This is a genomic window from Streptomyces sp. NPDC006551, assembly GCF_040611675.1.
Classification (GTDB): domain Bacteria; phylum Actinomycetota; class Actinomycetes; order Streptomycetales; family Streptomycetaceae; genus Streptomyces.
In genome coordinates this window covers 1-25,558 of sequence record NZ_JBEXOT010000002.1, presented here as the reverse complement: position 1 = coordinate 25,558, position 25,558 = coordinate 1, and the positions used below count along the sequence as shown (strand labels likewise).

Below are 25,558 nucleotides of genomic sequence, written 5' to 3'. Positions count from 1 at the left end.
CATTATGCACTAGTGCAATGGAGAGCGCAATGACGGACACCTACGAGCGGACCGAGCGGACCTTCCCCACGCGTGGTCGCGACCGTGCCTCGTACGACCGCGCCTTGGTGCACTCGATACTCGACGAGGCGTACGTCTGCCACCTCGGCTTCGTCCGCGACGGCGCCCCGGTCGTGCTGCCGACCCTGTACGGCCGGATCGGCGAACGCCTCTATGTCCACGGCTCGACCGGCTCCCGCCCGTTGCACATGGCGGGCAGGGGTGCCGAGGCTCCCGGGCTGCCCGTCTGTCTGACCGTCACCCATGTCGACGGCCTGGTGCTGGCCCGGTCCGCCTTCCACCACTCGATCAACTACCGCTCCGTCGTGGTCCACGGCACCGCCCACCAGGTGACCGACCCCGAGGAACGGCGCACCGCCCTCGACGCCCTGGTCGACCACGTCGTCCCCGGCCGCTCCCGGGACGCGCGCCCGGCCGACGCCAAGGAGCTCGCCGCCACGGCCGTCCTCCGTCTCGACCTCGACCAGGTCTCCGCCAAGGTCCGCACCGGCGGCCCCAACGACGACCCCGAGGACCTCACGCTCCCCCACTGGACCGGTGTGATCCCCGTACGCACGACCTACGGCACCCCGATCCCGGCCGAGGACCTCGATCCGGCGATCGCCCTGCCCGACTACCTCACCCTCGTCTGAGGCCGCGCCATGCTGATCCATCCCTGGGACTCCGTGCACGACGATGACGAGTGGCGCGGCTGGCTGACCGGCCACGACTTCGGCCAGCTGGCGGTCAACGGCCTGCCCGGCGAGCCGCCGTGGGTGCAGCCGATGCACTTCCGGTACGACTCCCAGCCCGGCCGGTACGGGCAGGTGATCGCCCATCTCGCCCGCCCGAACCCGATGTGGGCGGCGCTGGAGGGGAACCCGACGGTCCTGTTGAGCGTGGTGGACGACTATGTGTTCGTTCCCGGCCCGTGGGCGGCCCCCGAGGGAGCCCCGGCCGAGCACGGCACCCCCACCTCCTTCTACGCCGCCGTCCAACTGCGCTGCACCGCGTGGGTGGTCGACGACCCGGCCGAGAAGGCGGAGCTGCTGAACCGCCAGGTCGCCCACTTCCAGCCGGAGGGCGGCACCGCCCCCGTCGCAGTCGGCGAGGCGCCCTTCGGACGGCTCTTGTCGGGCCTGCGGGTGCTGCGCCTCGACGTGACGGACGTCCGCGCCAAGTTCAAGTACGCGAACCACAAACCGGAGGCGGTCCAGAACCGGATCGCCGACGGCCTCGCCCGCCGCGCCGCCCCGGGGGACGCGGCCGCCCGCACCCACCAACTCCGCCGCCGCGCCCGGCCAGACGCCACAACGTGACCGGCGGGGCCGCGCCCGGGCGTCCGCCGCGCACCCGGCGGACGCCCGGCATCCCCCCGTAGCGGTCCGCCACGCCTACACCCGTACCTCCGACTCCGCCTCCGCCTCCGCCTCACGATCACGGGACGTGGCCACCGTGCGCGTCTCCGCGGTCGCCAGGCCCACGACGGCCGCGAGGAGCAGCAGGGTGCCTGCCACGGTGGCGGCGGTGAGCCGCTCGCCGAGGGCCGTGACCGCGATCAGCGACGCGCTCACCGGCTCCAGGAGCATGATCACGGAGACGGTCGCGGCGCGGACCGCGGCCGCTCCGGTGAAGTAGAGCGCGTACGCCAGCGCCGTGGGGACCGCCGCCACGTACACCAGCAGGCCCAGCACCCGCAGCGGCTCGGCCGTGTGCGGAACGAGCCCCTCGACGATCGCGGCCGGCAGCAGCCCGACCGCTCCGATGGCGAAGGCCCACGCGGTCGTCGACAGGGCGTCCGAGGCCCCGCCGTCCCGTCCCAGCCACCGGGTGAGCAGGGTGACCGCCGAGTACCCGGCCGCCGAAAGGACCGCGAGAGCCGCGCCCAGCGGCCGGACGCCACCACTCTCGCCCCCCAGGACGAGGACGGCGAGGCCGGCGAGCGCCCCGGCGACGGCGGCGATGCCGCCGCGCCCGAGCCGTTCGCCGAGGGTGAGCCGGGCGCCGACGGCGATCAGGACCGGCCCCGCGCCCAGCGTGACCATGGTGCCGACCGCGAGGCCGGTCGCCTCGACGGCGGCGAAGTAGGCGCCCTGGAAGACGGCCATGGAGATCCCCGTACCGAGAATGCGGATCAGCCGTCGGCGACGGGGCTCAGCCGGCCCGGCCCCGGTGCGCCGGGGGCGCAGGGCCAGCGCCCCGAGCAGCAGCACCAGGCCGCCGGCCGAGCGCCAGAAGGACAGGGCGAGCGGGCCCAGGTCGCTGCCTCGGAAGATCAGCGAGGCAGCGGCACCGGCCGTGCCCCAGGCGATTCCCGCGACGACGAGACAGAGGAGGCTCCGCCCGACGGCGGGCGTGGCCGCAGCGGGGGCCGCATTCGAGGCCGCGGACGCGAAAGAGAGATCGGAGGAGGAGGGAGAGGTTTTCGACACGTACTTCTCCGTGTGAAGACGGGTGATGGGGTCGCTCGACTGCGCACGGGGGCAGCGAGGACCCGCTCGGGGACTGCCCGAGCCCGGTCTTCGTCAGGGAGAGTGCCGCCCGCGCTAGGCGGCGGGCGGCGGAAGTACGGTCTTATGCATGATCGTCACCCTAGAGGGAGGCCCGGTCCGGCCGACCACTCCGTTTCCCGGTCGGCCGGACCGGTCCCGGCCACCGGGACCGGCGAGGCGGCCTTCGGTGTCGACGACTGGGCGATGAACGCGCCGATCAGGACCACCGCGCCGCCGAAGATCTGCGGGCCCGCGAGGTGTTCGCCGAGCAGCACCCACGCCAGGACGGTCGCGATCACGGCCTCCAGGCAGGCGACGACGCCGGCCACCTGGGGGGAGAGCCTGCGCACCGAGATGACTCCGGTGACATAGGCGAGCACGGTGGCGATCAGCACGATCCAGCCGAGGAGCAGCCAGGCCGGCGCGTCGGTGCCGTTCATGTCGGCGGTGCCGCCGAGGACCGACCACTCCATGCCCCACGGGCGGGCGACGACGGTCAGGACGAGGGCACCGAAGAGCAGTCCGTACGCGATGACGCCGAGCGGATCGGCCGGGTCGGACTCGTCGCCGCTCTGGTCGGAGAGGACGAAGTAGCCGACCTGGCAGCAGGCGGCGCCCAGGGCGAGAAGCAGCCCGAGCAGGTCGAAGCTCAGCCCGGACCAGACCTGCACCACGCAGGCGAGTCCGCCGACGGCGAGGACGACGCCGAGTGCGGCGGCGCGGGTCACCGGGCGACGCTGGACGAAACGGACCCAGCCGAGGACGAGAGCGGGTGCGAGGTACTCGATGAGCAGCGCGACACCGACGGGAATCCGGGACAGGGAGGCGAAGTAGAAGGCCTGGACGCCGGCGACGGCGAGCAGCCCGAAGCCGGCGAGCAGCGCGGGCTTGCGTCGCAGGAGGTCGCGGTGGCGCCAGGCCACGGGCAGCATGACGAGCGCGGCACCGGTCACCCGGAGCCACACGACGTGCAGCGGGTCGAGTCCCGCCTCGATGAGCGGCTTGGCCGCCACTCCTGAACCACCGAATGCGAAGGCCGAGGCCAGGGCGAGTCCCAGGCCGGCGCTTCTCCCCTGAGACGCGTGCATCGGGCCATCATGACAGGGCGGCGTCAGGTGCGTAACCCCCGTTACACCTGTTGAGACAGCTCCCCGATCCGGTCGGCCAGCGCGAGCGGATCCACCCGTGCCCTGCGGAGCACCTCGACGGCCCGGCTGCCCGGATCCGCCGCGACGGCGGCGAGCAGATCCAGGCCGCGGGCGCACGGCTCGCCGCGCGACGCGGCCCGTTCGAAGGCGCTCGCCATGGCCGCGGCGGCCGAGGGCGACCACGCCGCCACCCCCGCCGCGGCCGGGGCAGACCATCCCGCCACACCGGCCGGGGCAGGGGCCGACCACCCCGCCGCTCCCACCTCCGGCCACCTCGCCGCGTCCACCACGCCTTCCCTGCCCGTCACGTGATCCGTGGCGTTCGCCGGCTCCACCCGCCGCACGACGTGTCCGCCGCCGGTCTCCTCGACCGAGCCCTGCCAGCGCAGCCCGTAACCGATGGAGCGCTGCACGAGATACCCCAGGAGGCGGGCGCGCTGCGAAGCGTCCTCGAAGGCGGCGCCCACCTCGGGATCGGACTCGATGAGCGAGTGCAGCAGATGGGCGGTGTCGATCTGCCGGTCGCCGTCCCGGAGGGCTCGACGTCGCGCGCCCGCCACGACCGCCGCGAGTTCGGCGGTCAGGCCGGAGGCGATGTCCGCGCGTCGCCGGATCGGCGACTGCGGGGGCACGCGGTGGACGGGTCTTTGCACCCTCCCACCTCATCAGCCTCCGGCGGCCGGAGCATCCCCGGTGAGAAGCATGTGCGCATCCCACCGGAGTTGGGCGCACGCGAGCGGCTCCTCCTTCTTCGGGATGAGATTGCGCGAGTTCGGTGCACGGGGCGCGCGCCGCCTTGCCTTGCGCCCCGGACGCAACCACGGCCCCCTCGCGCAACGTCTCCCGTACATGTTCTGGATGGTCGCCCTTCTCGCGCTCGACGGGCGGCAGTACGTCTACCGCGTGTACGCACCGCGGGAGGCGCTGCCGGCCGATCTCTTCTGGGCCGCGTTCCACTGCCACGACGAAAGCGGCGGACCCCGGGCCTCCGACTGGTTCGACTCGGCGCAGATCTGGTGGATGGGCGACGTCGAGGAACCGGCAAGGAACTGACGGTTCATCAGTATTGAATGTTCACGGCCGTACGGCTACGTTCCGCGACACCGGATCCCAACCAGCACACGTGAACGCGTGAAGGGGTGGTCGCATGGCCGAAGTCAGCGCGGAGGCACGGCTCGAGGCGCCGGCCGAGAAGGTCTGGGCACGGCTGACGGACTTCTCCTCGTACGGCGAGTGGAACGCCACCCACACCGACTTCCCGAACGGCGGCCCGGCCACGCTCGAAACGGGTGCCACCTTCGCGGAGAACATGAAGCTGATGGGCTTCCCGGCCGAGGTGACATGGACGGTCGAGGAGCTGGAGACCGCTCGGGTGCTGGCCATCCGGGGCAAGGGGCCGATGGGGGTCGACGTCGGAACGCGCTACTCGCTGGCGGCTGACGGTGACGCGACGACCGTGCGCATCGACGGGGAGTTCACGGGCGCGGCGGTCTCGCTGATGGCGGGCAAGCTCAGGGACTCGGCGACGGCGGCGCTGAACGAGTCGCTGCGCAAGCTGGCCGGCCTGGTGGTCTGACGCGGACGCCCCGGCACACGCGCGGCGGACATGAAAGGGGCCCCGCGGCGGATCGCCGTGGGGCCCTCCTTCGCCGGGGCCGCTCAGTGTTCGTCGGCCAGGATCAGATACAGCTTCTTGCGGGCGTCGTTGATGACCTCGACGGCCTTGTGCCGCTGCTCGGGGCTGCCGGTCTTCCAGACCTGCCCGAACGCCTCCATCAGACCGAAGCCGGCCTGCCGGATCTCGTTCAGGGCGTCCCAGTCGACACCGCGCCCGGCCTCTTCCCACGGGGCCTCCGGCCCCGACTCGGCCTCGGCCCGACCGGCGTCCGTGAGCGTGAACAGCTTCTTGCCACCGTCGCTCGCGCTGGCGATCAGCCCCTCGTCCTCGAGCAGCTGCAGGGTCGGGTAGACGGAGCCGGGGCTGGGCTTCCACGCCCCGCCGCTGCGCTCACCGATCTCGCGGATCATTTCGTAGCCGTGCATCGGGCGGTCCTTGAGCAGCGCGAGGATCGAGGCACGCACGTCTCCGCGCCGCGCCCTTCCCCGTCCGCCACCTCCGCGACCGCGCCCGCCACCCCCGAAGGGGCCACCACCGAACGGTCCGCCACCGAAGCCGGGCCCGAAGGGACCGAAGGCGGCGCGACGGCGCTCGAAGTCACCGCGTCCGAATTCGCCCCGACCGAACTGGCCGCGTCCGGCGTCGCCCCGACCGCGAGGGCCGGGTCCGCAGTCTCCATGTCCATGCCCGTGCTCGTGATCGTGTCCATGAGTACGCATCGCAACGCTCCTTCCATCGGGTACATCGTCGAACTGTCGCGATGCTTCAACGATATATCGGAACACTTCGTTTGCCAAGCGTCCGTCGCCGACGACCGGTCCAGTCACCCGGGATTGGCCTTGGCCTGCGGCATCGCGCCGCCGGTACGGTCCCGGGCATGCGGATTCGAATCGTCGACGCCTTCACCGACCGACCCTTCTCCGGCAATCCGGCGGGGGTCCTGCTGCTCGACTCCTTCCCAGACGACCACTGGCTCCAGAAGGTGGCCGCCGAGGTCAACCTCTCCGAGACCGCCTTCGCCCACCCCCTGCCCGCCGGCGGCGAGGCCGACTGGGCGCTGCGCTGGTTCACCCCGACCACCGAGGTCGACATGTGCGGCCACGCCACGCTCGCCACCGCGCACGTCTTGCACACGACCGGTGCGCTCCCCACGACCGGCGCGGCGAACGGCACCGTCCGGTTCGCGGCCCGCTGCGGCATCCTCAGCGCCACGGCCGAAGAGGACGGCACCATCACGATGGACTTCCCGACCTCGCCGCTGACCCCCGTACCGGTCCCGGACGGGCTGGAGAAGGCGCTCGGTGTGGAGGTGGTCTCCGTCCACGACACCGCCGCCCACATCGGCGACCTGGTCGTCGAGCTGCGCGACGAGGAGACCGTGCGCTACGTCACGCCGGACTTCGCGGCCCTCGTCGACCTCTCCGACCGGGGTGTCATCGTCACCGCGGCCGCCCGACAGCCCGAGCGCGGCTACGACTTCGTCTCCCGCGGCTTCTTCCCGGGCGTCGGTATCGACGAGGATCCGGTCACCGGCAGCGCCCACACCGCGCTCGCGCCGTTCTGGTCCGCCCGCTTCGGACGCGACGAGCTGACCGGATTCCAGGGCGGCGCCCGTACCGGCCTCGTGCGCACCCGGCTGCGCGGCGACCGCACCCTCCTGACCGGCCACGCCGTGACGGTCATCGAAGGGGAGCTGCGCGCCTGACCCCGTAAGCCGCAGGACCCCGTACACGACGGAGGGGCGTACGGCCACCGCCGTACGCCCCTCCACCCCTACGCTCCGTTGCCCGCTAGGCCGTGGGCAGCCAGTCCACCTTCCCTGCCAGCAGGCCGTATCCGACGAAGGCCACGATGTCGAGCAGCGCGTGGGCCACCACGAGCGGTCCCACCCTCCCCCAGCGCCGGTACAGCCAGACGAAGACGACGCCCATCACCATGTTCCCGATGAAGCCGCCGACCCCCTGGTAGAGGTGGTACGAGCCGCGCAGCACCGAGCTCGCCACCAGGGCGGCCGTCGGCGACCATCCCAACTGATCGAGCCGGCGCAGCAGATAGCCGACGACGATGACCTCCTCCAGGACGGAGTTCTGCACCGCCGAGAGGATTAGCACCGGGTACTTCCACCACACCTCGGGCAGCGACTCGGGCACCACCGTCAGATTGAACCCCGAAGCCCTCGCGATCAGGTAGAAGGCGAGCCCGGCGCTCCCGATCCCGGCCGCCACCAGCGCGCCTCGCCCCAGATCCGGCCACGGCTTCGACCGGTCGAAGCCGATCGCCCGCAGCCCGGAGCCCTCGCGCAGCAGCAGATGCGCGACGAGGACGACCGGGACGAGCGCCGAGGCGATGCCGAAGAGCTGCCAGGCGAGGTCGAGCCAGGGGCGTCCCGGAGCGTACGAGCCGTTGAGCGTCGCCGCCTGGTCCTTCAGCCCGCCCGGCTTGGTCAACGATCCGACGAAGCTGATGAGGGCCGAGACACCGCTCGCTCCGAGCGAGAGCGCGAGCACGACCACCGTCTCGGACCGCAGGATCCCGCGCGACGGCTCCTCAGGGGGAAGAGAACCGGCCACCACTCGTTGCTCCGACACCACACCTGTCTCCACTTCCCCATCGCTTCCCGGGTACGGAGATCATGCGTGACGCTCCGGGCCGGACGCCATTCCCCCGCTCCTGGCGCCCGCCCCGCGTAGGTGGTCGACCCTACGAGATCCCCACCGGCCAGGTGTGGACCGGCTTCCCCGCCCGCATCAGCTCGGCGTAGCGCAGGGTCGTGGCCGCGAGCGCCGCCTCCCGGTCGAGACCGGAGTCGAGCGCCCGGTGGAAGGTGTCGGCCTGCCAGGACGCGCCGTTGACCCGCCCGCGGCAGCGTTCCTCGATCACGCCGAGATAGAAGTCGCGGTCCGCCGGCTCGACGCGCCAGGCGTCGAGCCCGGCCGCGGCCAGCGGCAGCAGCTCGTCCAGGACCAGCCGTACCGCGGGGACCGCCGCCACCCCGCCCGACCGGCCGGGCCGCGGCCAGCGCAGCTCCGCGTCGATCCCGTGGCGGCAGGCGGTGTCGAAGTTCACGGCCGCGTCCTCGAACGGCAGCCGCTTCCACAGCGGCCGGGTGTCCTCGGCCAGCGCCCGCACCAGGCCGTAGTAGAAGGCCGCGTTGGCGACGACGTCGGTGACGGTCGGCCCGGCCGGCAGGACCCGGTTCTCCACCCGCAGATGCGGGACCCCGTCCACCCAGCCGTACACCGGGCGGTTCCAGCGGTAGACCGTGCCGTTGTGCAGCACGAGCTCCCGCAGCCGCGGCACCCCGCCCCGGTCGAGGACGAGCAGCGGATCCTCCTCGTCGCAGATCGGCAGCAGCGGGGGGAAGTACCGCAGGTTCTCCTCGAAGAGGTCGTACGCGGAATCCACCCACCGCTCCCCGAACCAGGTCCTCGGTCGCACCCCCTGCGCCTGGAGCTCCGGCGGCCTCGTGTCCGTGGCCTGCTGGAACAGCGGCGGCCGGGACTCGCGCCACAGCTCGCGCCCGAAGAGGAACGGCGAGTTGGCACCGACCGCGATCTGGACCGCGGTCACGGCCTGCGCAGCGTTCCACACGGCGGCGAAACGCTGCGGGGTGACCTGGAGGTGCAGCTGCACGGAGGTGCAGGCCGCCTCGGGCACGATCGACGTCGCGGTGCAGTTCAGCCGTTCCACGCCGTGAATGTCGAGGGTGAAGTCCTCCCCCCTGGCGGCGACGATCTGGTCGTTGAGGAGGGTGTAGCGGTCGACCGCCGAGAGGTTCTCGGAGACGAGGTCCCGCTGGGCGAGCGTGGGCAGAATTCCGATCATGACCACCCCCGCGTCGACTTCACGGGCTTTGCGGTCGGCATATCCCAGACCGGTGGTGAGCTCCTCCGCGAGACGGTCGAATACCCGCCCGTCGAGACGGCGCGGGGCGATGTTCACTTCGAGATTGAACATTCCCAGTTCCGTCTGGAAATCCGGGCTCGCGATCCGCTCGAGCACCGGCTGATTGACCATCCTGGGCATACCGTCGAGGCCCGCGAGATTGAGTTCGATCTCCAGACCCATGAGATTCCGCGGCCGGTCGAACCTCTTCTCCGCCAGAAGCCTCGCGAGCCCCGCCAGACACTGCTGGAGCTTCCTGCGGTATCGCTGCCGATCAGACAGGTCGAACCCGTCTGTCACGACCTTCTCCCCCATCGAAGCGTCCCTCCCCGCATGGGCGGCCGCGGCGACGGCCGCGCGTGTCACGGACGATGATGCCCCGGCCTGCTGATCCATAACGCCTGCGCGACAACCCCGTTGAACGATAGGCTGAAGGGAGTTCCCGTCCGGCACATCCCCAAGGCACTCGGCAGAGACATATTCCATCGACATAATTGCCGGAACCATGGGATCGATATTCAGCCGTCCGCAGCGGGGACAACGTCGCAGGCAGACGCCCTGAGCCCACCGGGAAGCCGCCGAATCGCCGTTGAAATAGGACCGGATGGGACCTTGCTTGTAATATCGGCGAGCGCTAGCGGAAACACTGTGTGAACACCTCTCGTATAAACTCCGCGAACGAGGCAGAGTGTTGGCGCCCGGCCATGGCCTCATGGCCCCCTTCCGGCCCGGCAGCTGACAGCGCCGTCGTACCTGCCCACGCGTCACCGTGTCTCCTGAGCGAGAGGCGACCCACCATGCTCCGACCCTCACCGGCCCCTGCGCCGGCTCTGCGCAGTGTCCTCGCGGCCCTCGGTTCCCCCACCGCCGTCCGCGAGGCGCGAACGCCCGCCCTCCGAACCGCCCAGGGCCCGCTGAGCCCCGAACTTCCGCTGCCCGTACACGTCCTCGACGTACGGGACCAGGTCGTCCCGCCGGGACAGGCTCCGCGCACCCGGCTCGTCGGCTGGCGCTTCCTCATCCGGGGCACCGACAGGGCCGTCGCCGCCGCGGACACCATGCTCACCCCCGACGGCTGGTCGTTCTCGCACTTCTTCGAAGGGCCGTACGTCACCGCCACGGAACGCGCGCTGCTCCAGGCCGAGGCGCTGCCCACGCCGTACCAGCCCCACCTGCTGTCCATACCGGAGCTGTACATGCTGACGCTCTGGCTGCACGGCGACACCGAGGCCGACGGCGCCTCGGCCTCGCCCGCACCCACCGACCTGCTGGTCCCGCTCGCCCCCGCGCCGCCGGGAATCGCCGCCCACCGCCCGCACCGGGTCGCCGACCTGCTGCCCGTCCTCACCCTGCGCCTGGCGCCGCCGCCGTTGTTCGGCACGCCGGCGCCGGCCTGATCCGGATCACGCCCGTCCCCGCCCCGCGGCCGGCCCGGCCCGCGGGGCGGAGCTCCGTCCGGACCGCGTCGAACACCACCGTCGAACGACTCCCCCCGTACGGACTAGCCCTTTGGTGCTACTCCGAACCATCCGAAGTGACCTCCCAGTTGAGCTGAACCGCCCGCGAGAGTGATACGTCTTCATGCAGTAGGAAGAGCTGCCGCGAAATACCTGCGGATCGACGTCCGTAGGGGAACACTGGACCAACCGAACCGACAACGGGGGGCGGCCATGAGCACCGCATCGAGCCGCAGGACGACACTCATCACGACGCAGCGAAAGAACCCACCCATGTGCCAGCACCAGCCAGCCTGTCCCACCGCCGACTCCGCCGACCGGGAGGCGGCCCGCCTCATGGCACACCACCCGGAGCAGGGCTGGAGCCTGCTGTGCAACGGGGTCCTGCTCTTCGAGGACACCGGTGAACTGCTGCCGGACGGGCAGATCATCGCCCCGCACCGCCCGCTGAGGGTGGGGCAGGTGACCACCGCCGCCTGACGCCGAGGCGGTTCAGGCACCAGGACCCGTACGAGGGACCACGAACACGACAAGGGCCGGCCCGGAGGAGACCTCCGAACCGGCCCTGACTCATGCTCAGTTGTCGTACGCGTCCAGCGGCGGGCAGGAGCAGACCAGGTTGCGGTCGCCGAACGCCCCGTCGATCCGGCGGACCGGCGGCCAGTACTTGTCCGCGGCCGAGACACCGGCCGGGAAGACCGCCTCGTCACGGGTGTACGGGTGGTTCCACTCGCCGCCCAGCGCGGCCGCGGTGTGCGGCGCGTTGTGGAGCGGGTTGTCGTCGGCGGGCCACTCGCCCGACGCGACCTTCTCGATCTCGCCGCGGATCGCGATCATCGTGTCGCAGAAGCGGTCGAGCTCGGTCAGGTCCTCGGACTCGGTCGGCTCGATCATCAGCGTGCCGGCCACCGGGAAGGACATCGTCGGCGCGTGGAAGCCGTAGTCGATCAGGCGCTTGGCGATGTCGTCGACGCTGACACCGGTCGACTTGGACAGCGGGCGCAGATCGACGATGCACTCGTGGGCGACCAGACCGGCCGGACCCGTGTAGAGCACCGGGTAGTGCGGCTCCAGACGCTTGGCGATGTAGTTCGCGGCGAGGACGGCGACCTGCGTGGCCCGCTTGAGGCCCTCGCCACCCATGAGTCGCACGTACGACCACGAGATCGGCAGGATGCCGGCCGAGCCCCACGGGGCGGCCGAGATCGGGCCGACGCCCGTCTCGGGGCCCGCGGTGGGCTGCAGCGGGTGGTTCGGCAGGTACGGAGCGAGGTGCGCGCGCACACCGACCGGCCCGACGCCGGGCCCGCCGCCGCCGTGCGGGATGCAGAAGGTCTTGTGCAGGTTCAGGTGCGAGACGTCGCCGCCGAACTTGCCCGGCTTGGCGAGTCCCACCAGCGCGTTGAGGTTGGCACCGTCGACGTACACCTGGCCGCCGGCGTCGTGCACGGCTCCGCAGATGTCGGCGACGTGCTCCTCGAAGACACCGTGCGTGGAGGGGTAGGTGATCATCAGCACGGACAGCTCGTCGCGGTACTGCTCGATCTTGGCGCGCAGGTCCTCGACGTCCACCTCGCCGTCGTCGGCGGTCTTGACGACGACGACCTTCATACCGGCCATCACGGCGCTGGCGGCGTTGGTGCCGTGCGCGGAGGACGGGATGAGGCAGACCGTGCGCTGCAGGTCGCCGTTGGCGCGGTGGTAGGCGCGGACGGCCAGCAGACCGGCCAGCTCGCCCTGAGAACCGGCGTTGGGCTGGATCGACACCTTGTCGTAGCCGGTGACCTCGGCGAGACGCTCCTCCAGCTCGGTGATGAGCGTGAGGTAGCCCTGCGCCTGCTCGACGGGGGCGAAGGGGTGGATCTGACCGAACTCGGGCCAGGTCACCGGCTCCATCTCGGTGGTCGCGTTCAGCTTCATGGTGCAGGAGCCGAGCGGGATCATGCCGCGGTCGAGCGCGTAGTCGCGGTCGGCGAGCTTGCGCAGGTAACGCAGCATCGACGTCTCGGAGCGGTGCGCGTGGAAGACCGGGTGGGTCAGGTACGCGTCGGTGCGCAGGAGCCCGTCGGGCAGCGTGTCCTCGGCGACGGCGTCCAGGGCCTCGATGTCGGCGTCGACACCGAAGGCGCCCCACACGGCGGCGAGCTGGGCGCGGCCGGTGGTCTCGTCACAGGAGATGGACACGTGGTCGGCGTCGACGAGGTACAGGTTGACGCCGGCCTCACGGGCGGCGGCGACGGCCTCGGCGGCCTTGCCGGGCACCCGGACGGTGAGGGTGTCGAAGTACGAGCCGTGCACGACCTCGACGCCACCGGCCTTGAGGCCCTCGGCGAGGACGGTGGCGTACCGGTGGACGCGCTGGGCGATCTGCTTCAGGCCGTCGGGGCCGTGGTAGACGGCGTACATCCCGGCCATGACGGCGAGCAGCACCTGCGCGGTGCAGATGTTGCTCGTGGCCTTCTCGCGGCGGATGTGCTGTTCGCGGGTCTGCAGGGCCAGGCGGTAGGCGCGGTTGCCGTCGGCGTCGACGGAGACGCCGACGAGGCGGCCGGGCAGGGAGCGGGCGTGCTTGTCCTGGACGGCCATGTAGCCGGCGTGGGGCCCGCCGAAGCCCATCGGGACGCCGAAGCGCTGGGTCGTGCCGACGGCGATGTCCGCCCCCAGCTCGCCGGGCGAGGTGAGCAGGGTGAGCGCCAGCAGGTCGGCGGCGACGGTGACGATCGCGCCGATCTCGTGGGCGGCGTCGATGACCGGCTTGATGTCCCGGACGGCGCCGGAGGCCCCCGGGTACTGGATCAGGACACCGAACACACCGCGCTCGGCGATCTCGGCGGGGATACCGTCGCTCAGATCGGCGACGACGACCTCGACGCCGGTCGGCTCGGCGCGGGTCTCGATCACGGCGATGGTCTGGGGCAGGGCGTCGGCGTCGACGAGGAAGACACCGTTCTTGACCTTGCCCACGCGCCGGGACAGGGCCATGGCCTCGGCGGCCGCGGTGCCCTCGTCGAGCAGCGAGGCGCCGGAGGTGGGCAGACCGGTGAGGTCGGCGACCATGGTCTGGAAGTTGAGAAGCGCCTCGAGGCGGCCCTGCGAGATCTCCGGCTGGTAGGGCGTGTACGCGGTGTACCAGGCGGGGTTCTCCATGACGTTCCGGAGAATCACCGGCGGGGTGAAGGTGCCGTAGTAGCCGAGGCCGATCATCGGGGCGAGGACCTGGTTGCGGTCGGCGAGCCGGCGCAGCTCGGCGAGGACCTCGGCCTCGGTGCGGGCGGCGGGAAGGGCGAGCGCCTCGGCGCTCTTGATCACGTCCGGCACGGCGGCGGCCGTGAGCTCGTCGAGGGAGCCGTAGCCGACCTGCGCGAGCATCTTGGCCCGGGCTTCGGCGTCGGGTCCGATGTGCCGCTGTTCGAACGGGATGCCCTGCTCGAGCTCGGAGAGCGGAATGCGGTGGGCGGTCATGTACGGAGGCCTCCTGGTCGTCACGACCTTCGAGGGGCACCACGGCGCGGGTACCCGGACGGCCTCCCCCTCTGTCATCTCGACCTGAGAGCTTCACCGGCACGCCGAAGGGCACGCCGGCTTTCACCGTCGGTGAGAGCGGATGCCGTCGGACGCCCGCCCTGCTTTCCAGAGTGACCTCGTCCGTGCGGTACAGGGGCCTGAGAGATTCCGGGGAGGATTTGCTCCTTCGGCGCCTCCGAAAACCTTCTCCGGAGGACTCTCCCGCACGGGGTCGACAGCCACAGCCAGCCTACCAGCGCGGTTCCCACTCCCATCGCTCAAGTGGCCGACATCCCAGATGTGCACTTTCGTAGTCTTTGAAGGTCCTCGAAGACCAGTCGCGACCCGTTGGAGGGACCGTGCAGACCGACATCGATCCGCGCAGCCTGATCGGCCGCAAGGCGTTCGACCGCGACGGCAACAAGATCGGCACCGTGGACGAGGTGTACCTCGACGACGCGACGGGGGTGCCGGAGTGGGCCGCGGTCCGCACGGGCCTGTTCAGCCGGGACGCCTTCGTCCCCCTGGAGCCCAGCGAACTGGTCGAGGACGGCCTCCACGTCCCGTACGAGCGCGCCCTGATCAAGGACGCCCCGGACTTCGGCGTGGGCCGCCATCTCTCCCCGGAACAGGAGCTCCAGCTCTACCGCCACTACAACATCCCCCTTCCGCCGGTGCCGGACCACGACTTCGGCCACCTCGCGGGTCAAGAGGACACCTGACCGGCCCCTCCAGCCCCGCTCGCCCCGGAGGCCGCGCGTCGCGGTCTCCGGGGCGACCGCCGCCCACGGGAGCGCGCGCAGCTCACCGTCGCGTCGGCGCACGCGTGCCGCGGCCCCGGTTACTCCTAGGCGACCGCCGCCGTACCCGCCCCGCCCCCCACCAGCGGCAGCGGGTCCGCCGGCTCCAGATCCGGGTCGTCGACGGGAAACGTCCGCACCCGCCCCGGCCCCGACCCCGGCTCCTCGAAGCGCACGGTGACCCGCCCGACCCCGCTGCCCTGCACCCACCCGGCGCCGTACACCGCGTGCCGCACGTCGTGCCCGGGCGCCCAGCGCCGCTCGGCCGGCACCTCGGGCTCGACCGCCTCCGGCGGCGCGGGCGCCTCCCCCGACTCCTCCTCCGACGGCGGCTCCGCCGCCTCCGCCTGCGCGAACAGGTCCTCCTGCGTGTAGTCCGCCAGGCCGCTCACCCCCACGCCCAGCAGCCGCACCCCGCCCGTCGTGTCCACACCCTCCAGCAGCCGCCCCGCCGCCTCCCGCACCACCACCGGATCGTCCGTGGGCCCGCGCAGCGTCTCCGACCGCGTCAACGTCGAGAAGTCGTACCGCCGCACCTTGAGCACGATCGTCCGTCCCGAGTGCCCGGAACCCCGCAGCCGGCCCACGCACCGCTCCGCGAGCCGCTCCACCTCCGTCCGGATCCGCACCCGGTCGTGCAGGTCCACGTCGAAGGTGTCCTCCACCGACACGGACTTCGCGTCCCTCTCGGCCACCACGGGCCGGTCGTCGTACCCCTGGGCCATCCTGTACAGAGAGGCCCCGTGCGCCCGCCCCAGAAGCCGTACAAGCTCGTCCTCACCCGCTTCCGCGAGGTCCGACACCGTCGTCATCCCCGCCCTGCGCAGATGCTCGCCCGTGGCCGGCCCGACGCCCGGCAGGATCCGCACCGACTTCGGTCCCAGCAGTTCCCGCTCCGTGCCCGGCTCGATGAGCACCAGCCCGTCCGGCTTCGCCTCCTCCGAGGCGATCTTCGCCAGCATCTTGGATCCCGCGAGCCCTACCGACCCCGTCAGTCCGGTCGTCGCGAGGATGTCCCGGCGCAGCAGCTCCCCCGCCCTGCGCGCGCTTGCGCTGTCCTCGGCGACGCCCCCGGCCTCCAGGTCCACGAACGCCTCGTCGAGGCTGAGCGGCTCCACGAGGGGCGACAGTCGTCCGAGCAGCTCCATGACCTGCTCGCTGATGGAACGGTAGAACGCGAAGCGGGGCACGAGATAGGCCGCGTTCGGCGCCCGTCTGCGCGCCTGCGCCATGGGCATCGCCGAATGGACCCCGAAGCGCCGTGCCTCGTACGAGGCGGTGGCGACGACTCCGCGCGGCCCGAGACCGCCGACGACCACCGGTTTTCCGCGCAGGCTCGGTTTCGCCGCCTGCTCGGCGGCGGCGAAGAAGGCATCCATGTCCAGATGCAGAATCGTCGGCGCGGCTCTCACATCTCCGATGCTGCCCTACACCACTGACAATCGGCTCGCACTCCCGTGCGGCCGCGCCGACCAGGCCGCCCCCTACCGGCTGCTCGCCCGCGCGAGCGCCGCCCACCGGGCTCAGACGGCCCGGTCCCGCCGCCGTCGCGCCAGCTCGTCGCCCGGGTTGTGCCCGATCAGCGTCTCGCCCGTGTCCACACGTTCCCCGTGCAGTTGCGAGAGCGCGGCCTCCACGTCTCGCCAGACCACTCCCACCGCGATCCCGAAGACGCCCTGTCCCCCTTGGAGCAGGTCCACCACCTCGTCGGGCGAGGAGCACTCGTACACGGTCGCGCCGTCGCTCATCAGCGTCATCCGCTCCAGATCGCGGAAACCGTGGGCGCGCAGATGCTGCACGGCCGCCCGGATGTTCTGGAGCGCGACCCCGGTGTCCAGGAAACGCTTGACGATCTTGAGGACGACCACGTCACGAAAGCTGTACAGCCGCTGCGTCCCCGAGCCGTAGGCCGGCCGTACGCTCGGCTCGACGAGGCCGGTACGCGCCCAGTAGTCCAATTGGCGGTACGTGATCCCCGCCGCCGCGCACGCGGTGGGCCCCCGGTATCCGACGGTCTCCGTATCCGCACCCGTGGCCGCGCCCGCACTCGCGTCCGTTCCGAAGTCGCTCACACCGCCGTGAAGCGGATACGGACCGTTCTCACCGGGCGCACGCCCGAGGGAGCCCCCTGCCGTACCGTCGCCGCTGCTCATCACGCCGACCCTCCGTCCTTGACCTGCCCACACGAAGGTAGGCAGTCACTCGGGGTGCGTCAACGATCGCCACACTCGGCACGCCGAGTGATAATCACCCTGAGAGTGGTTTCCCGTATCTCTCTTCGGGGAAAGGCTACTCGAATGCGCTGACGCGCCCTCGGATCAGCGCCCGGGCGGGACGGCACTTCGCCGCTTCATCCGCCGGGGACAGGACCTCGCCGGAACACCTCACTGGCTGCTGGAACCGAAGTCCTCCGGAGAGATCTGGTCGAGGAATTCGCGGAACTTCTCCACCTCGTCCTCCTGCTCGTCCGGAATCGCGATACCGGCGTCGTCCAGGACACCGTCACTGCCGAAGATCGGCGTCCCGGTGCGCAAGGCCAGCGCTATCGCGTCGGACGGCCTGGCGCTCACCTCGACGCCGCTGGCGAAGACCAGCTCCGCATAGAAGACCCCTTCGCGGAGGTCGGTGATGCGGACCTCGGTGAGCTCCTGGCCCACCGCCTCAAGGACGTCCTTGAAGAGGTCGTGCGTCAGCGGCCTGGCGGGGGCCATGCCCTGCTGGGCGAAGGCGATCGCGGTCGCCTCACCCGGTCCGATCCAGATGGGAAGGTACCGATCGCCTCCCACTTCACGCAGGAGCACGATCGGTTGGTTGGAGGGCATTTCCACCCGGACACCCACAACGTCGAGCTCGTTCACACAGCAACCCTAGGACGTGCTCGACCGGTTTGGGTAGTCGGGACCCCCCAAGATCACTGCAACCGGATTCCCAGCGCGGTCTGCACCAGTGCCGCGTGCAGCCTCACGGAGAGCCCCGCGAGCTCCTTGGCGGTGGCCTCCGCATGCGCTCTGGTCTGCGGATTACGGTGCCGGCGCAGCGGCGCGACCATCTGTTCGACCAGCCCGGCCTCCCGGTCGGCAGCCGCTTTCACCGCCCGAAGATGGCGCGGTTCCAGACCGAATCTCCCCAAGTCCGCGACAAGTCTGGCGACGGTGACCGCCTCGGCGTCGTACCCGCCCTCGGCTCCCGGAGCGATCAGCCCGTACGACTCCCACTCCGCGAGCTCCTCCTCGCTCACCTCCGCGGCGGCGAGCAGCTCGGCCCGGCCCACCCGCGTGGCGGTCGGCCGGTCGCCCTCCGCGTCCCAGGCACCCTCCAGCAGGTCCCGCTGGGGGCTCGGGGCCGGCAGCGTGACCTGTTCACCCCGGGCGAGGGCGTCGAGATGCTCGCGGATGACCTTCAGCGGAAGATAGTGGTCACGCTGCATCCGCAGGATCTGAGCGAGCCGCTCCACGTCCTGCGGGCTGAACTTCCGGTACCCGGAGGCCGTCCGCCGGGGCTCGACGAGCCCCTCGGCCTCCAGGAACCGGATCTTGGAGATGGTCACTTCGGGAAACTCGTCGCGCAGCTGATTCAGCACCGCACCGATGCTGACCAGCCGGTCGCCCGCGGCGGCGGCACCGTGTCCGGCACCGCCCGTCGGTGTTCGCAGCATGGACCTTCCCTGAAGGCTTCTCCGAGGCGTTACGCGCCCCGCTGGCTCGAGTAGAAGACCAGCCGGTACTTGCCGATCTGCACCTCGTCGCCGTTGGACAGAACGGCCGAGTCGATCGGCTCACGGTTGACGTACGTACCGTTCAGGCTGCCGACGTCGGCGACCGTGAAGCTGCCGTCCTGCGCCCGCCGGAACTCCACATGCCGCCGCGACACCGTCACGTCGTCCAGGAAGATGTCGCTCTGCGGGTGACGGCCGGCCGTGGTCAGCTCGCCGTCCAGCAGGAAGCGGCTGCCGGAGTTCGGGCCGCGACGCACGACCAGGAGCGCCGAACCGGTCGGCAGCGCCTCGACGGCCGCCAGCGCCTCGGGCGAGAGGGACGGAACGGCGGTCTGGCCGGTGACCTCGGAGTCGTACGCCTCCAGACCCGAGATCGAGATCGTCGACGTCGTCTCGGACGCGCGCTCCGCGGGCACCCCGGCACGCAGGGGCGCGCCGCAGTGAGAGCAGAAACGGCTGTCCGCGGTGTTGCGGTGACCGCACCTCGTACACACCGGCATGGACGCATCCTCCTGCCGCGGCTGACCCGCGGAGGTCTGGGTCGCATACGGGTCGGGGGTGAACCCTCCACCCGTACTCGAGGTCGATGGTTCTCCGAAACCTATGCGGCCCGCACCGGCAGGGTCAACAGACGACGCGCCCTGTCCGCCCGGAATGTCACCGCCCTGGCCATCGACCTCATCACGGAAGAGGGGGCGCTCGCCACCCTGTTCCTCACTCTGGGCATGGCGCGGCGCGCGGTGCTTGGCGTTGCCGCCGTCCTCGCGTGCGCTCTTGCCGAACAACTTCGCAAACAACTTCACGGGCGATTCCCCTTGACCGAAACAGACCCGCCCGTGGGGCAGGACGAACCCTGAATGAACACACCTGCCGACCCGGACATAATCACAACGTCCGTATCCTCCGGACAGTTTCCACCACGCACCACGCTTGTGGTGCGGCGACCCCCCGCAACCTCTTGCCCTTGTCGCGTGACCGTCATGCACCCCGCCTCACTGCGAGGACGACTGAGCGTAGTCAGGCCGCTTCACAGGTCGCAAGGCGTCCACGACGATCTTCTCGGACCGGGCCACAGTGGCTGTGGCCTGCTCCTTCTCCAGGGTCTGGACGACTCCACCGGGGATGTTGAGCGCGGGCTCGAGATCCTCGGGCTTGCCGATGACCTTGAAGACGTACGGAGCGGCCACCTTCGTTCCATCGATCTCTATCGAACCGTCGCCGCCCGAGAAATAGCTGTCCGCCACCACCCGTACGTCGTTGACCTGGATCGCCTCGGCCCCCGCGGCACGCAGCTCCTGGATGGCGTCGAGCAGCATGTCCGACTCGACCGCGCCCGAACCGTCCGCGATGGTCAGCGTGATCCCCGGCCCCTCGGCCGCGACCGTGCCGGCCAGGATGCCGAGCTGCCGCTCCTTCTCCTGGGTCTGCTTCCGCGCCTCCTCGGCCTGGTCCGAACTGGACTCCAGCTCCGAGCGCTGACTCTCCAGCCGCGCCTTCTCGTCCTCGAGCCGCTGCGTACGGTCGTCGAGCTCGTCCAGGATGCGCACCAGGTCCTCCTGGCGGGCGCCGCGCAGCGCGCTGTTGTCACTGGTCGAGCGCACCTGGATGGCGAGCCCGAGGCCCAGGACGAACAGCAGGACCGCGACGATGAGCTGAGCCCGGCTCACGCGCGGCGGCCACAGACCGGCCTTCAGCCGCTGCCGCCCCGTCATGCCGTTCGGCGCAGCCGCCTCCCGCGGAGCTTCGTCCTGGGGAGCCCCGTTCTCGGGAGCGGCGTTCTGAGGATTCTCAGGAGGAGTCTCGTTCGAGGGAGCCCCGCCGTTTGTCGAGGGAGTCTCGTTCTGATTCGAGGGAGTCCCGTTCCGAGGAGTCTCGTCGTTGCTCATCGGCCTCACGCCCGGAACACATGGCGCCGGATGGCGGCCGCGTTGGAGAAGATCCGGATGCCGAGGACGACGACCACACCGGTCGACAGCTGCGCGCCGACGCCCAGCTTGTCGCCCAGGAAGACGATCAGCGCGGCCACGACCACGTTCGACAGGAAGGAGACCACGAAGACCTTGTCGACGAAGATCCCGTCGAGCATGGCCCGCAGGCCGCCGAAGACCGCGTCGAGGGCGGCGACCACGGCGATCGGAAGATAGGGCTCGACCACCGCCGGAACCTCGGGCCGGACCAACAGTCCGACCACGACTCCCACGATCAGGCCCAGTACGGCGATCAAGATGTGCCCTTCCCTGTGTCGGCCGTGGCCCGCCCGGTGGCGTCGGCCGCCCCGGCTCCCCTCGGCACTGCTGTACGTACGATCAGGCTCGGCGCGGCCGGCAGACGTACCTCGGCCTGGGCCGAGATACTGGTCCGGATCCCGAAGTTCTCCCGCAACGCGTGCAGGTACTGCCCGTCCGCGCTGTCCTGGAACGCGGTGCTCAGCCGCTGCCCGTCCCCCACCGCCAGCACGGTGTACGGCGGCACCAGCGGCTTGTTGTCGACCAGTATGGCGTCGCCGGCCGCCCGGATCGCGGACAGGGACGTCAGCCTCTGCCCGTTGATCGCGACGGCCTCCGCGCCGGACTCCCACAGACCGTTGACGATCCGCTGCATGTCCCGGTCACGTACGCGCCCGGTGTCGGCGAACCCGCTGCTCTCCCGGGGGCCTCCGCCGCCCTGCTCGGTCCCCTTCGCGTCGTCGACCACGAGCCTCACGCCCGGGCCCCGCACCGGCGTCGCACCGGACAGCAGCGCCACGAGTTCGGCCTGGTCTCCGCCGTGCTGCTCGAGCGCCTTGCGCTGCCGCTCCCCCACCTCGGCACGGATCTTCTCGACGTCCTGCTCCAGCTTGTCGGCCGCCGCGGTCTCCGCGTCGATCCTGCCGATCAGCTCCTGCCGCTCCTTGGCGACGACGGGCGCCGAGATCCGCGCCTCGGCGGCGCCGACGGTCACCACGGCCGCTGCCAGGACCAGACCGGCCGCCAGGCCGAGCTTGGCGCGCAGGGTACGGGGCAGACCGCCGCCCTCCGCCTCGCGGCGGGCCGACGCCTCGGCGTAGCCGTCGTCGAGCGCGTGGTCCATCACGTTGTTCAGCAGCGACATGGACGCATCCGGACGCGGGGCGGGTGATCCGGTGCTCCGAACGGGGTGCTGCTGCGACATGCCGCACATCGTCGCACGTCGCACGGCCTACCGCCGAATGGCCCCACCGATGAGCCGGGAGGCGTCCTGACGACACCTCCCGGCTCACCTGTCCCGTCCGTCAGTGACCAGCGCTCTCGACCACGCCGGCCCATTCGTCGAGCAGGGCCTGCGCCGAGGTGTCGTCGGGTCCCTCCGCCCACAGATGGGTGACGGCCTCGGCCGGGTCGGGCAGGACCATCACCCAGCGCCCGTCCGCCTCCACGACGCGTACACCGTCGGTGGTGTCCACGGACCGGTCACCGGCCGCCTCGACCACGCGCCGCATGACCAGGCCCTTCACGGCCCACGGGGTCGCGACGTCCCGCTTCAGCACATGCGCCCGCGGGATACGGGCGTCGATCTGGCTCAGCGTGAGCTGCGTCCGCGCCACCAGACCGATCAGCCGTACGAAGGCGGCCGCACCGTCGAAGACACTGCTGAACTCGGGAATGATGAAGCCACCGCGGCCGTCACCGCCGAAGATCGTGGACTCCTCGCGGCCGACCCGGGTCAGGTCGTCGGGCGAGGTCGTCGTCCACTCCACCTGAGTGCCGTGGTACGCGGCGACCTGTTCGGCGATTCTCGTGGTCGTCACCGGCAGGGCCACGCGGCCCGAACGCCGCTCGGCGGCCACCAGGTCGAGCATGACCAGAAGTGATCGGTCGTCCTCGATGATCCGCCCGCGCTCGTCGACGAGCGAGAGCCGCTCACCGACCGGGTCGAACCGCACGCCGAACGCGGCCCGCGCCGAGGCGACGATCTCCCCGAGCCGGACGAGGCCGGCCCGCCGGGTCTCGACCGATTCGGTGGGGCGCGACTCGTCGAGACCGGGGTTGATGGTGAGCGAGTCCACCTGGAGCCGCCCGAGCAGGCTCGGCAGAACCAGGCCCGCGCTGCCGTTGGAGGCGTCCACCACCACCTTGAGCCCGGCCTCCGCGATCCCGGAGGTGTCCACGTTCCTCAGCAGCGAGCCGGTGTACGAGTCGAAGACGCTCGCCGGGAAGGAGAGGTCACCGATCTCGCCCGGGAACGCCCGCCGGTACTCCTGTCGCGCGAACACCCGGTCCAGCTTGCGCTGGCCGGCCTGCGACAGATCCGCTCCGCGTTCGTCGAAGAACATGATGTCCACGGAGTCCGGCACGCCGGGCGAGGTCCGCAGCATGATGCCGCCCGCGCTGCCCCGTGCGGTCTGCTGGCGGGCCACCGGCAGCGGCACGTTCTCCAGGTCGCGCACGTCGATGGCGCTGGCCTGCAGCGCGGAGATCACCGCGCGCTTCAGCGCACGGGCACCTCTGGAGTGGTCGCGCGCGGTGGTGACCGTCGAGCCCTTCTTCAGGGTCGTGGCGTACGCTCCGGCCAGCCGGACGGCCAGCTCGGGCGTGATCTCCACATTGAGGATTCCGGACACCCCGCGTGCCCCGAAGAGATGGGCCTGTCCGCGGGACTCCCAGATGACCGAGGTGTTGACGAACGCACCGGCCTCGATCGTCTTGAAGGGGTACACCCGGACGTTGCCCTGCACGATCGATTCTTCACCGACCAGGCACTCGTCCCCGATGACCGCCCCGTCCTCGATCCGGGCGGCCCGCATGATGTCGGTGTTCTTGCCGATCACGCATCCGCGCAGATTGCTCTGCTGGCCGATGTAGACGTTGTCGTGAATGACGGCCTTGTGAAGAAAGGCGCCGCTCTTGACGACGACGTTCGAGCCGATGACGGAGTGCTCGCGGATCTCGGCGCCGGCCTCGACCTTGGCGTAGTCACCGATGTACAGCGGCCCGCGGAGAACGGCGTCGGGATGGACCTCGGCCCCTTCCGCCACCCAGACGCCCGGCGAGATCTCAAATCCGTCGAGCTCGACCTGAACCTTTCCTTCGAGCACGTCGGCCTGCGCCTTGACGTAGCTCTCGTGGGTGCCGACGTCCTCCCAGTAGCCCTCGGCCACATAGCCGTAAATGGGCTTGCCTTCCTTCATGAGCTGGGGGAAGACATCACCCGACCAGTCGACCGGAACGTCTGCCTCGACATAGTTGAAGACCTCGGGCTCCATGACGTAGATGCCCGTATTCACCGTGTCCGAGAAGACCTGGCCCCAGGTCGGTTTCTCCAGGAACCGCTCGACCTTGCCCTCCTCGTCGACGATGGTGATGCCGAATTCCAGCGGATTCGGCACACGCGTCAGGCAGACGGTGACCAGGGCGCCCTTCTCCTTGTGGAAGGCGATCAGGTCGGTGAGGTCGAAGTCGGTGAGCGCGTCGCCGGAGATGACGAGGAAAGCGTCGTCCTTCAACGCCTCCTCGGCGTTCTTCACGCTCCCCGCCGTACCCAGCGGTTTCTCTTCGTTGGCGTACGTGAGCTCCATACCGAGCTCTTCGCCGTCACCGAAGTAGTTCTTGACGAGGGAAGCGAGAAACTGCACGGTGACGACGGTCTCGTTGAGACCGTGCCTTTTGAGCAGTCGCAGGACATGCTCCATGATCGGCCGGTTGGCCACCGGCAGAAGAGGCTTGGGCATGCTCGAGGTCATGGGGCGAAGCCGGGTTCCTTCGCCACCGGCCATCACGACGGCCTTCATGTCGGAAGCGTCCTCCTTGAAGAGACGACGGTCCAGCCGACTTCGCCCTGCCACTCAGTGGCCCTCCAGCGTCCTCGCTGCTGCCGGCGACGTTGCACGGCACAGGACAGACGGGCTCAATCGGCCGCGGTATCCGCCTTCACGAGTCGGCGGACCTGGACCACGTAGAGGATTCCTGCCCACCAATACAGAGTTGTACCCCATCCGGCGAAGGCCCACCCGAAAACTTCAGCGAGTGACGCAAGCCATCCGGTTCCGTCACTGAGCAGCAGCAGCGGGAACGCGTACATGAGGTTGAAAGTGGCAGCTTTACCGAGGAAGTTCACCTGGGGCGGCGGATAGCCGTGCCGACGGAGGATTCCCACCATCAGCAGCAACATCAGCTCACGTGCCAAAAGGGCCAGAGTCAGCCAGAGCGGAAGGATCTCGCGCCAGGTCAGACCGAGGAGGGTGGAAAGGATGTAGAGCCGGTCGGCGGCCGGGTCCAGAAGCCGGCCGAGGCTGCTGATCTGGTTCCAGCGGCGGGCGAGCTTCCCGTCGAGATAGTCGCTGACGCCACTCAGCATCAGGACGAGAAGCGCCCAGCCGTCACTCTTCGGGCCACCGAACTCGGGACGGAGAATCAACCACAGGAAGAGCGGCACGCCCAGGAGGCGAGCCATGCTGAGGATGTTGGGGATGGTGAGCACCCGGTCCGTCTGAACGCGAGTCTCCTGGACCTCCACCCGGGGGCCTCCTGTGGGAACGTGCCGATGTTGCCCCCTGACCTTACCCTCAGCCACGACGGACGGATGCACAGGGGTCGCTCGCCCCCGGAACGCAAAAATGCCTCAACCCCCGGAGAGTATCCAGGGGTTGAGGCTAATGATTGTTCGGCGGCGTCCTACTCTCCCACAGGGTCCCCCCTGCAGTACCATCGGCGCTGAAAGGCTTAGCTTCCGGGTTCGGAATGTAACCGGGCGTTTCCCTAACGCTATGACCACCGAAACACTATGAAGATATCGAACCGGAGACGGCACAGTTCGTTACTTCAGAACTAACACAGTGGACGCGAGCAACTGAGGACAAGCCCTCGGCCTATTAGTACCGGTCAGCTCCACCCATTACTGGGCTTCCACATCCGGCCTATCAACCCAGTCGTCTACTGGGAGCCT

25 protein-coding genes, 2 rRNA genes and 1 riboswitch are annotated in these 25,558 nt (G+C 70.3%); of the genes, 8 read left to right on the top strand and 19 right to left on the bottom strand.

From position 1 onward, the window contains the following. Positions 1–29 precede the first annotated feature (29 nt). Positions 30–692, top strand: coding sequence for a pyridoxamine 5'-phosphate oxidase family protein (locus tag ABZY12_RS02685; protein WP_356886343.1), 663 nt, complete (start codon positions 30–32; stop codon positions 690–692). Between the two features lie 9 nt (positions 693–701). Next, positions 702–1,358 (top strand): FMN-binding negative transcriptional regulator, encoded by a 657-nt coding sequence (locus ABZY12_RS02680; RefSeq protein WP_356886341.1) that lies wholly within the window; start codon positions 702–704, stop codon positions 1,356–1,358. Positions 1,359–1,433: 75 nt separating this feature from the next. On the opposite strand, the gene ABZY12_RS02675 is transcribed toward ABZY12_RS02680, so the two are convergent. The 3 genes from ABZY12_RS02675 to ABZY12_RS02665 form a co-directional block, all read right to left on the bottom strand. Next, positions 1,434–2,471: a DMT family transporter gene (locus ABZY12_RS02675; RefSeq protein WP_356886339.1), complete on the bottom strand. Its 1,038-nt coding sequence runs from the start codon at positions 2,469–2,471 to the stop codon at positions 1,434–1,436. A gap of 155 nt (positions 2,472–2,626) precedes the next feature. Next, positions 2,627–3,619, bottom strand: a complete 993-nt coding sequence (locus ABZY12_RS02670) for an EamA family transporter (protein ID WP_356886337.1) — start codon at positions 3,617–3,619, stop codon at positions 2,627–2,629. A 41-nt stretch (positions 3,620–3,660) separates the two neighbouring features. Continuing rightward, positions 3,661–4,311, bottom strand: a complete 651-nt coding sequence (locus ABZY12_RS02665; RefSeq protein WP_356886968.1) for a Clp protease N-terminal domain-containing protein — start codon at positions 4,309–4,311, stop codon at positions 3,661–3,663. A gap of 217 nt (positions 4,312–4,528) precedes the next feature. On the opposite strand from ABZY12_RS02665, the gene ABZY12_RS02660 reads away from it, so the two are divergent. Further along, positions 4,529–4,732, top strand: a complete 204-nt coding sequence (locus ABZY12_RS02660; RefSeq protein ID WP_356886335.1) for a hypothetical protein — start codon at positions 4,529–4,531, stop codon at positions 4,730–4,732. 94 nt (positions 4,733–4,826) lie between these two features. Beyond that, positions 4,827–5,255 (top strand): SRPBCC family protein, encoded by a 429-nt coding sequence (locus ABZY12_RS02655; RefSeq protein WP_356886333.1) that lies wholly within the window; start codon positions 4,827–4,829, stop codon positions 5,253–5,255. A gap of 83 nt (positions 5,256–5,338) precedes the next feature. Here the strand turns inward: ABZY12_RS02655 and ABZY12_RS02650 are convergent, their stop codons facing one another. Beyond that, positions 5,339–6,016 carry a PadR family transcriptional regulator gene (locus tag ABZY12_RS02650; RefSeq protein ID WP_356886331.1) on the bottom strand — a complete coding sequence of 226 codons (678 nt, stop codon included), beginning with the start codon at positions 6,014–6,016 and terminating at the stop codon, positions 5,339–5,341. Positions 6,017–6,174: 158 nt separating this feature from the next. Between ABZY12_RS02650 and ABZY12_RS02645 the strand changes: the two genes are divergently transcribed. Continuing rightward, positions 6,175–7,002: a PhzF family phenazine biosynthesis protein gene (locus ABZY12_RS02645; RefSeq protein ID WP_356886329.1), complete on the top strand. Its 828-nt coding sequence runs from the start codon at positions 6,175–6,177 to the stop codon at positions 7,000–7,002. Between the two features lie 85 nt (positions 7,003–7,087). Here ABZY12_RS02645 and ABZY12_RS02640 read toward each other — a convergent pair whose 3' ends face one another. Continuing rightward, entirely contained in the window at positions 7,088–7,867 is a 780-nt protein-coding gene (locus ABZY12_RS02640; RefSeq protein WP_356886966.1) for a CPBP family intramembrane glutamic endopeptidase, read from the bottom strand. A gap of 130 nt (positions 7,868–7,997) precedes the next feature. Continuing rightward, positions 7,998–9,497: a glutamate-cysteine ligase family protein gene (locus ABZY12_RS02635; protein WP_356886327.1), complete on the bottom strand. Its 1,500-nt coding sequence runs from the start codon at positions 9,495–9,497 to the stop codon at positions 7,998–8,000. A 482-nt stretch (positions 9,498–9,979) separates the two neighbouring features. Here ABZY12_RS02635 and ABZY12_RS02630 point away from each other — a divergent pair, with 482 nt between their 5' ends. Together ABZY12_RS02630 and ABZY12_RS02625 are read left to right on the top strand one after the other, a co-directional pair. Continuing rightward, positions 9,980–10,579: a hypothetical protein gene (locus ABZY12_RS02630; RefSeq protein ID WP_356886325.1), complete on the top strand. Its 600-nt coding sequence runs from the start codon at positions 9,980–9,982 to the stop codon at positions 10,577–10,579. A 333-nt stretch (positions 10,580–10,912) separates the two neighbouring features. Next, a complete protein-coding gene (locus ABZY12_RS02625) occupies positions 10,913–11,119 on the top strand; it encodes a DUF5999 family protein (protein WP_356886323.1) in 207 nt (68 codons plus the stop codon). Positions 11,120–11,215: 96 nt separating this feature from the next. Here ABZY12_RS02625 and gcvP read toward each other — a convergent pair whose 3' ends face one another. Beyond that, entirely contained in the window at positions 11,216–14,101 is a 2,886-nt protein-coding gene (gene gcvP / locus ABZY12_RS02620; protein ID WP_356886321.1) for an aminomethyl-transferring glycine dehydrogenase, read from the bottom strand. A gap of 178 nt (positions 14,102–14,279) precedes the next feature. After that, a riboswitch (glycine riboswitch) is annotated at positions 14,280–14,378 on the bottom strand. A 124-nt stretch (positions 14,379–14,502) separates the two neighbouring features. On the opposite strand from gcvP, the gene ABZY12_RS02615 reads away from it, so the two are divergent. Continuing rightward, a complete protein-coding gene (locus tag ABZY12_RS02615) occupies positions 14,503–14,865 on the top strand; it encodes a PRC-barrel domain-containing protein (protein ID WP_356886319.1) in 363 nt (120 codons plus the stop codon). A 125-nt stretch (positions 14,866–14,990) separates the two neighbouring features. Here ABZY12_RS02615 and ABZY12_RS02610 read toward each other — a convergent pair whose 3' ends face one another. From ABZY12_RS02610 to ABZY12_RS02555, 12 genes are all read right to left on the bottom strand, one after another. Next, positions 14,991–16,355 carry a DNA polymerase IV gene (locus ABZY12_RS02610; protein ID WP_356886317.1) on the bottom strand — a complete coding sequence of 455 codons (1,365 nt, stop codon included), beginning with the start codon at positions 16,353–16,355 and terminating at the stop codon, positions 14,991–14,993. A 111-nt stretch (positions 16,356–16,466) separates the two neighbouring features. Then, entirely contained in the window at positions 16,467–17,096 is a 630-nt protein-coding gene (locus ABZY12_RS02605; protein ID WP_356886315.1) for a MerR family transcriptional regulator, read from the bottom strand. A 231-nt stretch (positions 17,097–17,327) separates the two neighbouring features. Further along, positions 17,328–17,801 carry a bifunctional nuclease family protein gene (locus tag ABZY12_RS02600; protein WP_158985224.1) on the bottom strand — a complete coding sequence of 158 codons (474 nt, stop codon included), beginning with the start codon at positions 17,799–17,801 and terminating at the stop codon, positions 17,328–17,330. Positions 17,802–17,854: 53 nt separating this feature from the next. After that, the gene (locus ABZY12_RS02595) at positions 17,855–18,598 is read right to left on the bottom strand and encodes a MerR family transcriptional regulator (protein WP_356886313.1); all 744 of its coding nucleotides are present in this window, start codon (positions 18,596–18,598) and stop codon (positions 17,855–17,857) included. 29 nt (positions 18,599–18,627) lie between these two features. After that, positions 18,628–19,569 (bottom strand): FHA domain-containing protein, encoded by a 942-nt coding sequence (locus ABZY12_RS02590; RefSeq protein ID WP_356886964.1) that lies wholly within the window; start codon positions 19,567–19,569, stop codon positions 18,628–18,630. Between the two features lie 81 nt (positions 19,570–19,650). Then, positions 19,651–20,544, bottom strand: a complete 894-nt coding sequence (locus tag ABZY12_RS02585) for a DUF881 domain-containing protein (protein WP_356886311.1) — start codon at positions 20,542–20,544, stop codon at positions 19,651–19,653. A 5-nt stretch (positions 20,545–20,549) separates the two neighbouring features. Beyond that, positions 20,550–20,882: a small basic family protein gene (locus ABZY12_RS02580; protein ID WP_015032176.1), complete on the bottom strand. Its 333-nt coding sequence runs from the start codon at positions 20,880–20,882 to the stop codon at positions 20,550–20,552. After that, entirely contained in the window at positions 20,879–21,808 is a 930-nt protein-coding gene (locus ABZY12_RS02575; protein WP_356886309.1) for a DUF881 domain-containing protein, read from the bottom strand. The genes ABZY12_RS02580 and ABZY12_RS02575 overlap by 4 nt, the downstream gene beginning before the upstream one ends. Positions 21,809–21,908: 100 nt before the next feature. Further along, positions 21,909–24,404 (bottom strand): mannose-1-phosphate guanyltransferase, encoded by a 2,496-nt coding sequence (locus ABZY12_RS02570; protein ID WP_356886308.1) that lies wholly within the window; start codon positions 24,402–24,404, stop codon positions 21,909–21,911. A 116-nt stretch (positions 24,405–24,520) separates the two neighbouring features. Then, positions 24,521–25,129 carry a CDP-alcohol phosphatidyltransferase family protein gene (locus ABZY12_RS02565; RefSeq protein ID WP_356886306.1) on the bottom strand — a complete coding sequence of 203 codons (609 nt, stop codon included), beginning with the start codon at positions 25,127–25,129 and terminating at the stop codon, positions 24,521–24,523. 145 nt (positions 25,130–25,274) lie between these two features. Further along, positions 25,275–25,391 (bottom strand): 5S ribosomal RNA (rrf, locus tag ABZY12_RS02560). A gap of 73 nt (positions 25,392–25,464) precedes the next feature. Beyond that, positions 25,465–25,558, bottom strand: a 23S ribosomal RNA gene (locus ABZY12_RS02555); the annotation flags it as partial.